Source organism: Idiomarina sp. UBA4206 (assembly GCF_002383015.1).
In the GTDB taxonomy this organism is placed as follows: Bacteria; Pseudomonadota; Gammaproteobacteria; order Enterobacterales; family Alteromonadaceae; genus Idiomarina; species Idiomarina abyssalis.
In genome coordinates this window covers 1-13,233 of sequence record NZ_DFTS01000076.1, presented here as the reverse complement: position 1 = coordinate 13,233, position 13,233 = coordinate 1, and the positions used below count along the sequence as shown (strand labels likewise).

Here is a 13,233-nt window from a genome sequence, read left to right as displayed (position 1 = left end):
AAAAGCTGGGAAGCGCTGAGCCAGGCTGTTCACTGACAAGCAGAGCAATTGCCCGAAAAAATGTCCTATCGCTGAGCTTCACGATGGCTGGCGTCGACATGATTTTGGCTAACTCAGATTTTAGTAACTTGGTTGCCGTTGTCATTACACAGGCAATTGACCGGCTTTTGAGGAACCCGGTTATTGCAAGTAGAGTCAGCGGGCCAGGATAGAAGTTACGGTGAGTGACCTTCTTGTTCCCGGTCTTTGCGTTGGTTTCATGTCCTTTGCGCGTATATGACAGAGGGACGACATAAGAGCCTCCCACGGAATGAAGTATCTGTCTCGAACCAGTCAGCGTCGTCAAGAGGGCGTCTAATCCTTCTTCAAAGCATAATCCGCTCTCAAATGCCGCATGAAACAGGATAAGAAACAGTTGTTGATGACTACTGAGATATTGTTGCTGAAGGGCAAACTGTGACACACGATTATTAGCATCGTGCAGCAAAGACTTTGCTCTGACGACTTTAGCCTTAACGAAGCCATCCATTCGCGGTTTTTTATAATAACGCTCACCATAAATCCGTCGGTAAACAACATCGATAAGCGAGCGTTTGAACTTATTGTTCAGCCCAGCGGCACGAGCAGTGTCGTAGATATCAGAAAATAGAGCCTTCTTGTCGGCATCATTAAGCTCAGCAATCGGTACCGAGGTTAGCAATGACAGTATGCTGCCAGCACACTCGACACTGGCTTTGTGAATTTCGCGTTTCTTTGGTGTGTTGTGCTTGACCATGATTTGTCCAATTAAATCCATTTTCTTCTCCTTAACGTCTTCCAGGTGACAGGTGCGGTAAACTCAGTGTGTGCAGTATTTTATTTATATGCTCGCTTATTGTGAGAAGTTGGTCATAACAGAGCGTCGAGTGGGCGCTAGTCGGGTTATCCAAGGCTTGTCGATGGCCCATAAATGCCGACAGTGCATCTCGGTCGACGCTTTTTATGATGAGCCGGCTGGCCATCGTGTGACGATGCCAGTTAATCTTATTGAATACGTCGTCACCGAGCTCCTCCGGTAAGTTTTCGATGTCGGGCAAAAATAATGTTGCAGTTTGAATGCGAAACAGGTTTGAACGCCCTGACAACATGTCACCAATCGCGTGATATTTAGCGGGATTAGTAAATCGAAAGCGCGCCTGATAGCATCGCAAATAATCAATGTATTCTTTCAGTAACTTCTGTGCGTATTTGCACACAGGGACTAGGCGTGTCGAAGTAACGGACTTGTCGACAATTTCGACTTGTTCGAAGTCATGGCAAAACGTATTCAATCCCCTAAACGCATCCGGCGCAGGTCGATGCATGGTCGCAAGCTGAAGTGTATTAAGTACGTATAGCGTATAGATATTGTGAATGGCCACATGGTCGCTCTCTCTAAGAGACTTTTTGAATGCTGACTCAAGAGCTGAGGAAATTGATTGAACGCCAGCGCACGACAGTGCCTTCTTAGAGCCAAATAAAAGACTGTGCGGTGCAGCATGCTGCCGGCAAACGTCAACCTCATGCTCTGGTAAAAATAAGTCCATGAAATCTGCGTGGCGTTCGTGAAGGAGTCGAGCCGAAAATGCAGCGTAGAAATTTTGCATGTTCTCGTTCATTTCTCTATCCGCGATAAAGTCTCTCTCATAACGTGTTATTCCGACTTTAGTGCGTTCATAGTCGATAACGCGCTTTATCGCGTTGAGAGTTATAAGCTGTCCTGACGGACCTCGTTTGAGCGGCGACGGAAGTGAAAATTGATGTTCAAGCTCACTAGCTGGGATGGCTTGCTCGCGCGCCTTGGCAATGGCGGAGGCAGCGCATGGCGGGAGCAGTATGTAAGGAGAATCGCAATTTACAAGCTTCTCCGCATTATCAAATAATGGAGACGATGCCTGACCATAATGCCAACGACTAAAAAGCTTGCCGGCTCCTGACTCTAGAAGCTCGAAGGGGATATCCGGGTCGGTAAGTGACGAGAACGTTCTGCCTGACAGTATCGACGCCAAGGCGATGCCATACGGCAACTGGTCCGCTTCGGCGAGTAAAAATGAGCTCAAATCGGATAGCGTTTGTCGTGTCAACCGATAGGGTGAGTTCTGAGTGCGCTTCAGGTTCTTTAGTTGGTGCTTGCCCTGGTATTTTCTTTTCCGCCAAGTCATAGCCAAGCCCCCTCGTCAGTGTCTTGTGCTAGCCGCGACATTTGTCGTTTTGATGTGCTGAGGCTTGTTTGAGAGAGTTTTCGGGCGATGGCAAAGGGCGTCTTCGCTGAGACACCTGTCAACGCTTCGATATCGGAGTGTGAAAGAGAGCTTTGTTTGAAGACCTGAGACAGTTGAGCGCAGTATGTTGCGTGGTCTACCTGGTTGAGCAACCGTGTAATAAGGTACTGCCAGGCAATACTTGATATGCAGGAGTGATCGACTTTCGCGATGGATATTACCTTTAACGTATTAGGTAGATGAGTATCTTGAGACAAAAGCTGTGACCACGCAGATATAACCTGATAGTAGCCGTCTATCCGAATGGCTTTGGGGTATTCGAAAGGAAGCGATGAAGGTGATGAAAAGACGGAGGGGCGGGACACACATTGGCGACGCAGGTCAAAATCACACTCGTAAGCGGGTTGAGCAAACGGATGGATTAATATTTCCCCGAGTTTCACATTAACAAGTTGCTGTTCATTGCTGTCCATAACATCACCTTTTTTACATCGTTCAGCTTCAAGTAGGCCTCTAGGCCACATCACTTATGCTAGCCTAGGGAACAGAACAAACTGCGATGAGATGTTAAGGAAAAATCAAAAAGAAATTTTTTTGGGATTTTCTTCTTATTTTTATAGCTTTTTCGAGACTTATTTTTGTCACTAAAGATTTATGCTAGGGCCTTGGCTAAGGTCGTGAGCACATCTGGTTGGTTAAAACTCACTCAAATTTTGAGTAAATTGAAGGTTCATTTGAGCCTCACCCGGCTCAATCAACATGAGAGTGATTAGAGGCGAGGGTCCGCTTTTGGGTAAATTCACTGAAAACCTAAGTAAAAGAATTAGGCACACCAAAATCAACGAGGGTTATTGTCTTGTCTGTGGCAAATTCGGGCGGCTGTCATCTGAGCATGTGCCACCGAAGTGCGCGATAAATATTACGAAGGTTGAGCAACGTCATATAACTGAGATGATGGGTGCTAATGCTCGAAAGATAAAAGGCGTCGCGTCTCCTAATGGAAGCAAGTTCCGGACAGTGTGCCAAGTCTGTAATAATCAGCATATTGGCGCATGTGACCACGAAGTCGGTCGGGTTTTCACGTCATTGAGCGAAAAAGTAAAAGGCTACTTTCAATACTGCGACAACCCTTACACGATAGTGTCGACTGGCATAAATAGCCTCCCGTTCTGCAGAGCAATGATTGGCCATATCCTTGCGGCGACAACGGTCGATGAATGCAGAAGGGAGCCAAAGCAAACTCAGTACTTCACGCCGTTGCAAGAATTCGTACTCGGAGATGATCTGGCGATAGGTGAAACGCACGATATTTATTACTGGTTTTATCCCTATACGCGCCACTTGAGCGCAAAATTCACGCACTTAATATATAAAGGCCACCATGTTTCGATGAGCTTGCTCAGTTTCTTTCCCCTGGCTTTTTTGGTGGTTGAAAAAGGTCAAGGGGTCTACCCGGGTCATGCTCAAAAACTCTCTTTCGATGATTCCAACATTCATATCGATCTATCGGCGAGATGGTTCGAGTTTGCAGAATTTCCATTTCACGAACTGAAAGAAAATCAAATGTTGGCTGTCTCCGATCAAATGGCTATTGCTAGTTATCCGATTGGCCAGTCCTGATGATACAGCACACTATTAATCAATCTTATTACGCGTACGCGCGAGGCTGACCGTCAGTTTTCAGTTTTGAGATGGATTACGAAACTCAACTTATCTGTTCGTAACACTCTCCGAAACTAGAAGTTTTCTGGCTAGTGGTCCATTTTGGCTGGCAGGATTGTGGCAAGTTTTGCATTGTACTGTTATCTTACGTTCTGACCTCTGGCTAAATGGCCCTCCACCGAAACTCAGTAAACTATTGATATATCAAGTAAAGCCAGTTTCGAACGGTTAACCCCAAACTACCCAGTTTCGTCGGTCTGCTCTCCGGAGGCAGAGGTCATAGGTTCGACTCCTATCGGGTGCGCCATTTCTGCAAGACTTTCCTTGATAGTAATCACTTACAAAATCAACAGCGTGTCCAGCAAAGTCCAGTCGTCGATAGAACTTAACCCTTGGTTGACAAAAGGTTTATTGATATGAATATTCTAACGCTAATGGCAACTGAAACTGACGGCGGTTCTCAAGCTTCTAACATTTAGAAATAGAAACGCGTATCGGGACGTCAGATGTTGACCGATGAAATAAAGGCATATGCGCGGTGAATACGGAAAGGACTTCTAATATATGAAATTATCAAAACGTTTGTTTCTCTCAACAATGTTGGTTTCACTTTTCTCAGCAACTGCTACTGCTGCAAATGATCAAAACAATACTGATGACAATACTATCTTTAATATTGACGGTTACCACCTAGACGCAGAGCGCGCAGTTTTGGGCCATTGGCTCGGAGAGCCAATTATGAAGAGCGTTGAGAGCTACGGTATTAATAAAGTGGATACGGCAATTGTATTTGCTGAAGAGACCGATTTAATGAAGCTTACTCAACAGGTCACTGACTCTACCATTGATACTAACCATGACGTTCAGGCAATTCATATCTATGGCGAAGGCTTTAATAATGGGGTCGTAGATAAAGTCACTGGGTATAGCATACTTGTCAAAGATGACAGCTCTGCCGAGGGCTTCCATATGGATACTTATAAAGTCAAACATGACGGCTCTTATAAACTATTTAAACCTCTTTCAGGAAGCGTCGTAGGCGCAATGGATTGCAACTCGGCTGCTACAGCCGCAGTCGTTTTTGGTCGAGCCAATAAAGATTTGGTTGCGATGACAGTCGGCAAAACTCATTATGATGAAAAGCCCGTTTCTGAATCTAAGTTCTCCAGCTACCTGTTAAACACCAGTATCGGCTTTGCAATGCAACGCAGCCAAGGGAGCCCCGTTTTCGAAAACACAGCAGTCGGTACCAGCTCTGTCGGGGGAGGAGCTGTAGAGCCTCAGATGCTACCACAAGAGTATTGCGGCAATTCATCGTCGTGTGACCGAGGCGATGACAGTTGTAATGTATTAGATGGCGGCACATGTAACGATTAGTCGGTACAGCTTAGCCAGCCTGGCAAAGTAGGCTGGCTACCAGATCCCCGTTAATTTTGCAGTATTTAGTCACAACAACGCGCTTTATTTTGAATTTCTAACCTTGAATGTTCTAATAAGCTCGCCGAGAGTTTGCGAGGTCGCGGTGAGTCTTTGAAACGCATCTTTGACATTCCCTGATCATCGTGATGCTCAAAAATCGAAAAAAACGCTTTATGATATAATTTAACTTATTGATAAATAACGCGAAAACAATTAACAGCGATTTTCTCTCTTTCGTATTTATTATTAATTCTTCTCTTAACTGTTTTTTCGGCGTGACCGTTAGCTGTTGTGGCTGACCTAATTAGTCGCTCGACGGTTTGAATATCAATTTGATGAAATGTGCTTAAAAAGTTAGTGAGAGATAAATTTCCGACTAGAAACATTCTTACTCTAGTAGTGCATCAATCAACCAAGCCGATAGTTGGTTGCGACCATTTAAACCAGACTTAGCATAGACTGACGATGCCTGCTGGCGGACCGTTTTTTCTTTGGTACTACGGACTTCGGCTATTTCGTTAAAGCTCAACCCTTTGATTAATAACACGGCAACCTCTTGCTCACTGGGAGACAGCTTCCATTGTTTGAACCAGGACTGTACGGCGGTATAAGAATCTGGCGATTTATCTTGTTCTTTTCCCGACTCATGGTTCGCTGTGCTTTCCTTTTCACGCTGCTGGTGTCGCGATAGCGCAACTTTTACCTGCTTCAGTTCTTGATTGCGCCGCAATACCCGTCGCCAAAGGACAATAAATGCCGCAATCGAAATGACCACAGTAATTCCCTCAATGGCCAGATGCCAGGTTGCCACTTGCATATGGTAATCGGCTACCACGTCAGAGACGTTAGCAAACGCAATTAATAAAAATATCACCATTAACAGTCGGTCAATTGTCATAAATTCCCCATAAACTACTAAGCTTAGGACATCCGCCCGATGCATTAACGCCTTAAAAACCTTAATGTTCACCATGATATTAACCGATGGAGGCTTTGATGTCTTTGTTCCGCGCCACCCCTGGTAATTTATTTTTCAGCCTATTGGCTAGTGCATTGTTTTTGCTAAGCCCTTTGGCTAAGGGCGATAGCCTATCGCAGCAAACATTGCTGGAATCCGCTGTTGAACGGCTCAAAACAGACGGTCTTCTTATCGATACCGATTTTAGCCGGCGACAATGGTTGTCTGCGACGCCACGGTTATCCCTGATGCATTGGCAGACTAACGATGATGCTATTGGCTCAAACGAAACAGAGCTGGTATTAGAGCTGGAATTTTTATCCCCCGCGCAGCGCAAATTAGTTAACAGCTCTGAAAAACTCGTTGAACGCTACCAACAGCTTCAACAACGTCAGCTAGAATTAACCGCCAGCGGCGTCATACGCGAGCTTTTTTGGCAAGCTAAGCGCCTACAGGCTGAACTCACTTATGCCGAAAAAGTTACCACTCAATTACATCAGCTTCAGCGCCAGACTCAGTCGTTAGTGGAAGCCGGTGAACGCCCAGCTTATTCCGGTATTATAGTGAAGCAACAACACCAACGTGCGCTTAGCCAGGTTGCAGAAAAGCAAATAGCCTTGCAGCAGCTCGAGCGCGTATGGCAGCAACTGACCGGCGTTAATAACGTGCCACTGTCGCTACAGGAATCTGTTCGTCCACACGCCTCAACGGCAGCGCATCCAGCATTACAAACCCTTCAGCTGCAATGGCAATTAGCGTTAAATGCTACGCAACAGACCGTTGCTGAGCAAAAAAGCTGGGGCATTAACGCGGGCTATAAATACATTGACGCGCCCAACCAAAGTGAAAACCAATGGGGACTAGGCTTTAGTCTTCCGCTCGATTTTTCAAAGTCACTGAATGCTAGTGAACTTGTTGCGTTGCAACAGCAACAAAGCGAGCTTAACCAGTCACTCCGGCAGACTCAAATCCGCCTTGAACTCAACATAGCTAACGCGCAAAGCCAGTTAGAGCAGTTGAAACAAAAGCACCAAAGTGACCGTCAAAATGCCGAGTTAAGCCACAACGCCATCGAGCAGCTCGACAACTTATATCAACAAGGTCAAATTGACACTCGCTTGTATATCGAGAGATTACTCGAGCAGTTGTCCTATCAGCAAGCGGCGCAGCTAAGCCAGATAGAGCTACAGCTGGCAAATGCCTTATTAAACCAAGCACAGGGAATGACTTTATGAAACGCTGTAACCTATCTCGTCTCGCCGCTACTCTTAATCCCATAGTTAGTGTCATAGCACTTGCTCTGTCAGGGCTTGCGACAACAACGACTGTGTTAGCGGCGCAATCAATTTCTGTCGAGCAGGTAAGTAACTACGATTTACGCCCGCAAGCGGCAGTGAATGTAGATAACGTAGCTTTTGCACCGGTCACAGGAAGTTACCAGACGACCCCAGGCAGTGTTTTAACTCTGCCCAACCCGTTTGAAAACGCAGCAGTAGACTATCAAGTTGTTGATGGGCAGGCGGTTGAATCCGGTACCCTTATTGCGCAACTACATGGCCCCTCGGTAGAACACTTTTTTCACCGTGTTGAAACGCTACAAGAACAGTACGATGTTGCCGCGAAGCAATATCAGAGCAAAAAGAAGTTATACCAAAACAATGCCATTGCCGCCGATGAGTGGCAGCAGTTTCTAACGCAATACATTAGCTTGAATGACACCTTGCACGAAATTAACGTGGTCCTGCGGCGGGTAAAACAAACCGCTGAGCAGTCTGCACAACTGATCGCAACAGAGCCAGGAGTGTGGCGAACCAGCAGTAATGGGCAACAGCTGGGTACGCTAATCGCTCATGCGCGTTTAGCCATCGTTGCCGAGGTACCGATAGAACAGGCAAAACGTATCTCGAGTCTAAACATTAACGGCCAAAAGCTGCGGGTAAGCCAACGCGAACAAACCGTGCGTAATGGCTTTGTACGAATTTGGAGCGAGCCACCAGAAAATATCAACTGGACCATCGGTCAACGCGTTAACGTTGTACCCCAGGCAACAATAGAAAATGCCTATCTTCTGCCGGCCAGTGCCATTGCCACACTGCAGGATCAACCCGTTATCTTTAGCATAGAAAATGCGACAATTAACGCTGAGCCTATCGAACTATTAAGCTTAAGCGGCGAGCATTACTTTGTACAATCAACGACACCTCTGAACATCATCGCAACGCATTCTGTCGCAGCACTTAAGGTTATAGCAGAAAACGAGGGGGCGCAGTAATGGTTAGCCGCATACTGAGCTTTTCGCTAAAAAATCGTCTGTTTGTTTTTATTACTTTTCTGCTGTTAATAGCGGCCGGTATCCAGTCGCTTCGCCAACTACCGGTGGATGCTTTCCCGGAGATTTCACCGACTCAGGTTAACGTCATCTTACGCGCCCCCGGTATGGCTGCCGAACGGGTAGAAAACCAGGTAACTCACCCGTTAGAAACCGAATTATTGGGTATACCAAATCAAACCATTCTGCGTTCAACCACCAAGTACGGTATTACCTCGATAACCCTCGACTTTGAAGAAGGCACCGATATTTATTGGGCGCGCCAACAAGTTGCGGAAAAACTCGCTGCCGTCAGTAAAGACCTGCCGGGCGGTATTCAAGGCGGTATGGCACCGATGAGCACGCCATTAAGCGAAATGTTCATGTTCACGGTAGAAAACCCCGGCATGAGCCTGGAGCAAAAGCGTCACCTGCTAGATTGGGTGATTCGGCCGACATTACGCACGGTTGAAGGGGTAGCAGATGTCACTAATTTAGGCGGTAAAGTCAGAACCTTTCAGTTTACTCCGTCAGCGTCAAAATTAAGTGATGCTGGCATTTCGCTACAAACTATTAAGGATGCATTGGCTGATGCCAACCAAGTCGGTAATTTAGGTCGCATCACCCAAGGTACCGAAACGTTTAGCGCACGGGTTACCGGACGTATTGTCGCGCTTGACGACCTGGCGGCCATTAGTGTGACGAACCAATACCAGCAAGTGTATCGACTAGACCAACTGGGTGATGTTGCGCTCAGCTACCTGCCGCGCTTTGGCGCGATTACCAAGGATGGTGAAGAAGCCGTAGAAGGCTTGGTGGTCGGCTTAAAAGGGGCTAATGCCGCGGCGGTGGTTGAAGCGGTTGAGCAAAAACTGGCACAAATAAAGCCTAGCCTGCCAAAAGACACTGAAATTAACGTGTTCTATAATCGTAAAGGCCTTATTGACACGGCTATAGCTGGAATCTCTGATGCGCTGATGCAGTCCATCGTGTTAGTTATAGCGGTACTGGTTTTCTTTTTACGTAATGTTCGTGCGTCAATTTTGGTCTCGTTATCGATCCCCGTGGCGGCGTTAATCACCTTTATTTGCCTGCAATTACTCGGTTTATCGGCGAACTTGATGAGTTTAGGCGGGTTAGTTATTGCTATCGGTATGATTGTTGACTCGTCGGTAGTAATCACCGAAAAAATCGAGACCGAGTTAAACTCACAAAAACAGTTACCCTTGCTGCACAAAATTTACCGTGCCAGCCTGTCCGTGGCGCCCTCTGTTGTTAGCGGCACTGTGATCATTATTTTGGTGTTTTTACCTCTACTCACGCTGACTGGCCTGGAAGGTAAGTTATTTTCACCGGTCGCCTTGACCATTGTTATAGCAATCACCGCCGCTTTAGTGACTTCGCTGACGCTAATCCCTGCTTTAGGCTCTTTACTAATGCGACCCAAAGCTCGCCGCAATAAATCGCTTGAGCGTATGCAAGCGCGCTATCAGCGTATATTATCCGGCGCAATTAAACGTCGCCGTGCCGCACTGATGGGCTTTGCGGGAGTGCTCGCCTTAAGCGTAGTCAGCTTTATCATGGTCGGTAAAATCTTTATGCCTACCATGGATGAAGGCGACATTATCGTGCAACTGGAAAAGTCACCGACCATTTCTTTACAAGAATCGATAGAACTGGATACACAGGTTGAGCGTGAACTGCTTGCTAGGATCCCGGAGATCAAGCAAATCGTTGCCCGTACCGGCTCAGATGAGCTCGGTTTAGACCCCATGGGTTTAAACGAAACCGATGTGTTCATGGAGCTTAACCCTAAAGACAGCTGGCGTTTTGATAGCAAACAAGAACTGATTGATGCCATTCGCGAAGTGGTTTCAGGCTATCCTGGCATGAACGTTAACGTTACCCAACCTATTCAAATGCGCATTTCTGAAATGCTAACCGGCAGTAGTGGCGACGTCTCGATTAAAGTGTTTGGTGATGACATGAATACCCTTGCCAATGTCACCGATAGGGTAGTTGAGCAAGCCAAACAAGTGCAAGGCGCGGTCGACGTTCAGGCAAGTGTTATTACTGGCGCACGCTTTTTAAGTATTGTCCCGAATATGCAGCAACTGCGCTTTTATGGCGTCACGAAACAAAACTTTAGTGAATTTATTCTTTCACAACTCAGCGGCTTTCCCGTTAGCGAAGCCGTGGATGGACGTATTCGCACACCGATTGTGATGGGTTCGCAAAAACCTGCGGGCAATTATCACTCTGTCAGCAACATCGAGTCCTTGCCAATTGTCACCGACAACGGCGAAACCGTCGCACTGCAGCAACTTGCCGAGATCACCTTCGAGCACGGTCCGGCGATTATCGAGCGTGAAAATTCTAATCGTTACGCGTTAATCACCAGCAATGTTGAAAACCGCGATGTCGTTGGTTTTGTTAATGAACTACAGCAACGTGTCAGCGCCAACGTAAACCTTGATCCCGGCTATTTTATTGAGTACGGAGGTGAGTTCGAAAACCAGGCGCGGGCCAGTGCTAATTTGTTGATGGTTATCCCTGTCGCTTTGCTGTTAATCGTTATCTTACTGTTTAGCTCGATGGGCTCGATTGGCCTGACAACGATTGTGCTGACGAATATTCCGTTTGCTCTGAGTGGCGGGGCGATTTCGCTCTGGCTAAGCGGTGAGTACATGTCCGTTCCGGCATCGGTTGGTTTTATTGCCTTGATGGGCGTTGCCATACTTAACGGTATCGTCATGGTGAGCCATTTCGAGCAGACTCGAGTTCATTTCTCTGACTTTAAAACCTTAGTGATTGAAGGGGCAAAAGACCGTCTGAGGCCGGTCTTAATCACAGCCATTACTGCTATTTTTGGCTTGATTCCGTTGTTAATGTCCAGTGGTCCCGGCTCAGAAGTGCAAAAGCCCCTGGCCGTTGTGGTCATAGGAGGACTCATTACCGCAACGCTGGCTACGCTGCTATTGCTACCCATTTTATACTTACTCGTGAACAGGAAGCCTTGTGATGCTCAATAAGTTATTAAAACTTTACTTTAGCCGCGAACAAAAAGCTGATTTGGTCGATTGCCTGATTCAACTTGACTATTTAAGCGGCTTTAGCCTCTACGATATTGACGGTTTTAGTCGCAACCACGAACGCTTTGATGTTGGCGAGCAAATACGAGGCGCCCGTGGCATGTTGATGGCTGAAGTAATTTGCTCTGTTGATGATGTAGCTCGTATTCGTGAAGCTCTATCGCAACTGCACTTCAAAGAGCCAATTCGCTACGTGATGCAGTCAGTAGAGGATGTTGGACATAGTGACTATATCTAACCTGATTTATAGGAAGAGAAGAAGGGAGAGCTCGCCCCTGGCTTTCTGCCACTGGTGATGTTTATGCAATCCCCTATCGAAATAAGGATAAGTTCTCGCACGATTTATGTTGGGCTTTTTAAGCCGCTACTAAAATTCATGAGTACCTTATTTATCCCAAGTGTCCTGTCTTAACCCAAATTACGGTTTCTCTATCCACAAAAGGGTGGTGCATGCTCATGTGAGGGCTGCGCATCCAGGTACCTTTGGGGTAACGACCATGTTCGTCACAGAACTCGCCGGATAATACCAGTATTTCTTCGCCGCCCATGTGGCGGTGGGGTTTGAACACTTCTTTAGCTGGCCATTTCACCAGTGCAATGTGCTCGGTGCCATGACTATGTAATGGCATAACTTGGAGCTCGCCTTGGCCGGGCAACCACTCAGCTTCATGGGTATTAATGCGTACAGCTTGAGTGTCGGTTGGCTGGAACTGGTGCAGCTTGACCAGTAACTTGCAGCCATCCTTGCTAAACGGCGCATGCGAGCTACCCGGAGGATTGCGAATATAAGTGCCGGCAGGGTAGTCACCGTTTTCATCAGAAAAAACACCTTCGAGCACTAATATTTCTTCACCCAGTGGGTGCTCATGAGTGCTAAATGACGCACCTGGCGTATACTCAACGATGCTGGTCGCACGACCGCGCTCAGCCTCTTCACGCTCCAATAATTTACGACGCACACCAGAAGCCGGGCTGTCGACCCACTCCTGTTTCACCGTTTCAATAATGACTCGTTTAGCAAAATCTAAATTTAACATTACCTAAGTCTTACATCCGTTAAAAATCGTATTACACTTACGTAAAATAGCACCTTTATAGTTCACGCTGAGCGATAGATAACTGGGAACGAGCAGAATGACTGAAAAAATGATTGTTGCATGTCCTTCATGTCACAAGAAAAACCGAATTGCTGTCGATAAGAAAAACGAGAGCGCCGTTTGCGGCCAGTGTAAGTCATCGCTTTTTAACGGTGAGGTTATCGTCGTAAATAGTGATGAGTTTAGATCGCATCAGAATGCTGATATGCCTTTAGTTGTCGACTTTTGGGCGAGTTGGTGTGGTCCTTGTCAGCAATATGCTCCACATTTCGAACAGGCGGCTACAAATATGCGATATGACGCTCAATTTTTAAAGATAAGTACGGAAAAAGAGCCCCATTTAGCGCAACAATATGCTGTGCGAAGTATTCCGACAACTCTGTTCGTTAAAAACGGTCAGGAAGTGGCTCGACAAGCTGGCGTCATGTCAGCGTCACAAATTCAGCAGTGGGTAGCT

The 13,233-nt window shown here is 46.6% G+C and carries 12 protein-coding genes; 7 read left to right on the top strand and 5 right to left on the bottom strand.

The features are described from left to right. The 3 genes from B3180_RS15455 to B3180_RS15445 all read right to left on the bottom strand — a co-directional run. Window positions 1-796 (bottom strand): hypothetical protein (locus B3180_RS15455; protein WP_286845381.1); only part of this gene is annotated, 796 nt, incomplete at its 3' end. A gap of 10 nt (window positions 797-806) precedes the next feature. Continuing rightward, complete coding sequence (locus tag B3180_RS15450; protein ID WP_278358551.1) at window positions 807-2,180, bottom strand: site-specific integrase; 1,374 nt, start codon at window positions 2,178-2,180, stop codon at window positions 807-809. Then, window positions 2,177-2,713, bottom strand: a complete 537-nt coding sequence (locus tag B3180_RS15445) for a hypothetical protein (RefSeq protein ID WP_278358552.1) — start codon at window positions 2,711-2,713, stop codon at window positions 2,177-2,179. Before B3180_RS15445 ends, B3180_RS15450 begins: the two co-directional genes overlap by 4 nt. 613 nt (window positions 2,714-3,326) lie before the next feature. Between B3180_RS15445 and B3180_RS15440 the strand changes: the two genes are divergently transcribed. After that, entirely contained in the window at window positions 3,327-3,860 is a 534-nt protein-coding gene (locus B3180_RS15440) for a hypothetical protein (protein ID WP_286845378.1), read from the top strand. 606 nt (window positions 3,861-4,466) lie between these two features. After that, window positions 4,467-5,279, top strand: coding sequence for a hypothetical protein (locus B3180_RS15435; protein WP_278358554.1), 813 nt, complete (start codon window positions 4,467-4,469; stop codon window positions 5,277-5,279). Between the two features lie 430 nt (window positions 5,280-5,709). On the opposite strand, the gene B3180_RS15430 is transcribed toward B3180_RS15435, so the two are convergent. Then, on the bottom strand, window positions 5,710-6,219 hold the full coding sequence (locus B3180_RS15430) for a LuxR C-terminal-related transcriptional regulator (protein ID WP_278358555.1): 510 nt from the start codon (window positions 6,217-6,219) through the stop codon (window positions 5,710-5,712). Window positions 6,220-6,317: 98 nt separating this feature from the next. Here B3180_RS15430 and B3180_RS15425 point away from each other — a divergent pair, with 98 nt between their 5' ends. The 4 genes from B3180_RS15425 to B3180_RS15410 are packed head-to-tail and all read left to right on the top strand — an operon-like array spanning window position 6,318 to window position 11,917. Then, window positions 6,318-7,514, top strand: coding sequence for a TolC family protein (locus tag B3180_RS15425; RefSeq protein ID WP_278358556.1), 1,197 nt, complete (start codon window positions 6,318-6,320; stop codon window positions 7,512-7,514). After that, window positions 7,511-8,551: a membrane fusion-like protein gene (locus tag B3180_RS15420; RefSeq protein ID WP_222236117.1), complete on the top strand. Its 1,041-nt coding sequence runs from the start codon at window positions 7,511-7,513 to the stop codon at window positions 8,549-8,551. Before B3180_RS15425 ends, B3180_RS15420 begins: the two co-directional genes overlap by 4 nt. Beyond that, window positions 8,551-11,619, top strand: coding sequence for an efflux RND transporter permease subunit (locus B3180_RS15415; protein ID WP_278358557.1), 3,069 nt, complete (start codon window positions 8,551-8,553; stop codon window positions 11,617-11,619). Before B3180_RS15420 ends, B3180_RS15415 begins: the two co-directional genes overlap by 1 nt. Beyond that, the gene (locus B3180_RS15410) at window positions 11,609-11,917 is read left to right on the top strand and encodes a DUF3240 family protein (RefSeq protein ID WP_222236958.1); all 309 of its coding nucleotides are present in this window, start codon (window positions 11,609-11,611) and stop codon (window positions 11,915-11,917) included. The genes B3180_RS15415 and B3180_RS15410 overlap by 11 nt, the downstream gene beginning before the upstream one ends. A gap of 151 nt (window positions 11,918-12,068) precedes the next feature. Here the strand turns inward: B3180_RS15410 and B3180_RS15405 are convergent, their stop codons facing one another. Further along, complete coding sequence (locus B3180_RS15405; protein ID WP_278358558.1) at window positions 12,069-12,716, bottom strand: cupin domain-containing protein; 648 nt, start codon at window positions 12,714-12,716, stop codon at window positions 12,069-12,071. A gap of 97 nt (window positions 12,717-12,813) precedes the next feature. Here B3180_RS15405 and trxC point away from each other — a divergent pair. Further along, window positions 12,814-13,233 (top strand): thioredoxin TrxC (gene trxC / locus B3180_RS15400; RefSeq protein ID WP_286845373.1); only part of this gene is annotated, 420 nt, incomplete at its 3' end.

What these genes read in the sequence shown, in the direction of transcription:
- B3180_RS15410 (WP_222236958.1), top strand. Translation starts at nt 11,609, where the DNA reads ATGCTCAATAAGTTATTAAAACTTTACTTTAGCCGCGAACAAAAAGCT.
- B3180_RS15425 (WP_278358556.1), top strand. Translation starts at nt 6,318, where the DNA reads ATGTCTTTGTTCCGCGCCACCCCTGGTAATTTATTTTTCAGCCTATTG.
- B3180_RS15405 (WP_278358558.1), bottom strand. Translation starts at nt 12,716, where the DNA reads ATGTTAAATTTAGATTTTGCTAAACGAGTCATTATTGAAACGGTGAAA.
- B3180_RS15430 (WP_278358555.1), bottom strand. Translation starts at nt 6,219, where the DNA reads ATGACAATTGACCGACTGTTAATGGTGATATTTTTATTAATTGCGTTT.
- B3180_RS15445 (WP_278358552.1), bottom strand. Translation starts at nt 2,713, where the DNA reads ATGGACAGCAATGAACAGCAACTTGTTAATGTGAAACTCGGGGAAATA.
- B3180_RS15450 (WP_278358551.1), bottom strand. Translation starts at nt 2,180, where the DNA reads ATGACTTGGCGGAAAAGAAAATACCAGGGCAAGCACCAACTAAAGAAC.
- B3180_RS15420 (WP_222236117.1), top strand. Translation starts at nt 7,511, where the DNA reads ATGAAACGCTGTAACCTATCTCGTCTCGCCGCTACTCTTAATCCCATA.
- B3180_RS15435 (WP_278358554.1), top strand. Translation starts at nt 4,467, where the DNA reads ATGAAATTATCAAAACGTTTGTTTCTCTCAACAATGTTGGTTTCACTT.
- B3180_RS15415 (WP_278358557.1), top strand. Translation starts at nt 8,551, where the DNA reads ATGGTTAGCCGCATACTGAGCTTTTCGCTAAAAAATCGTCTGTTTGTT.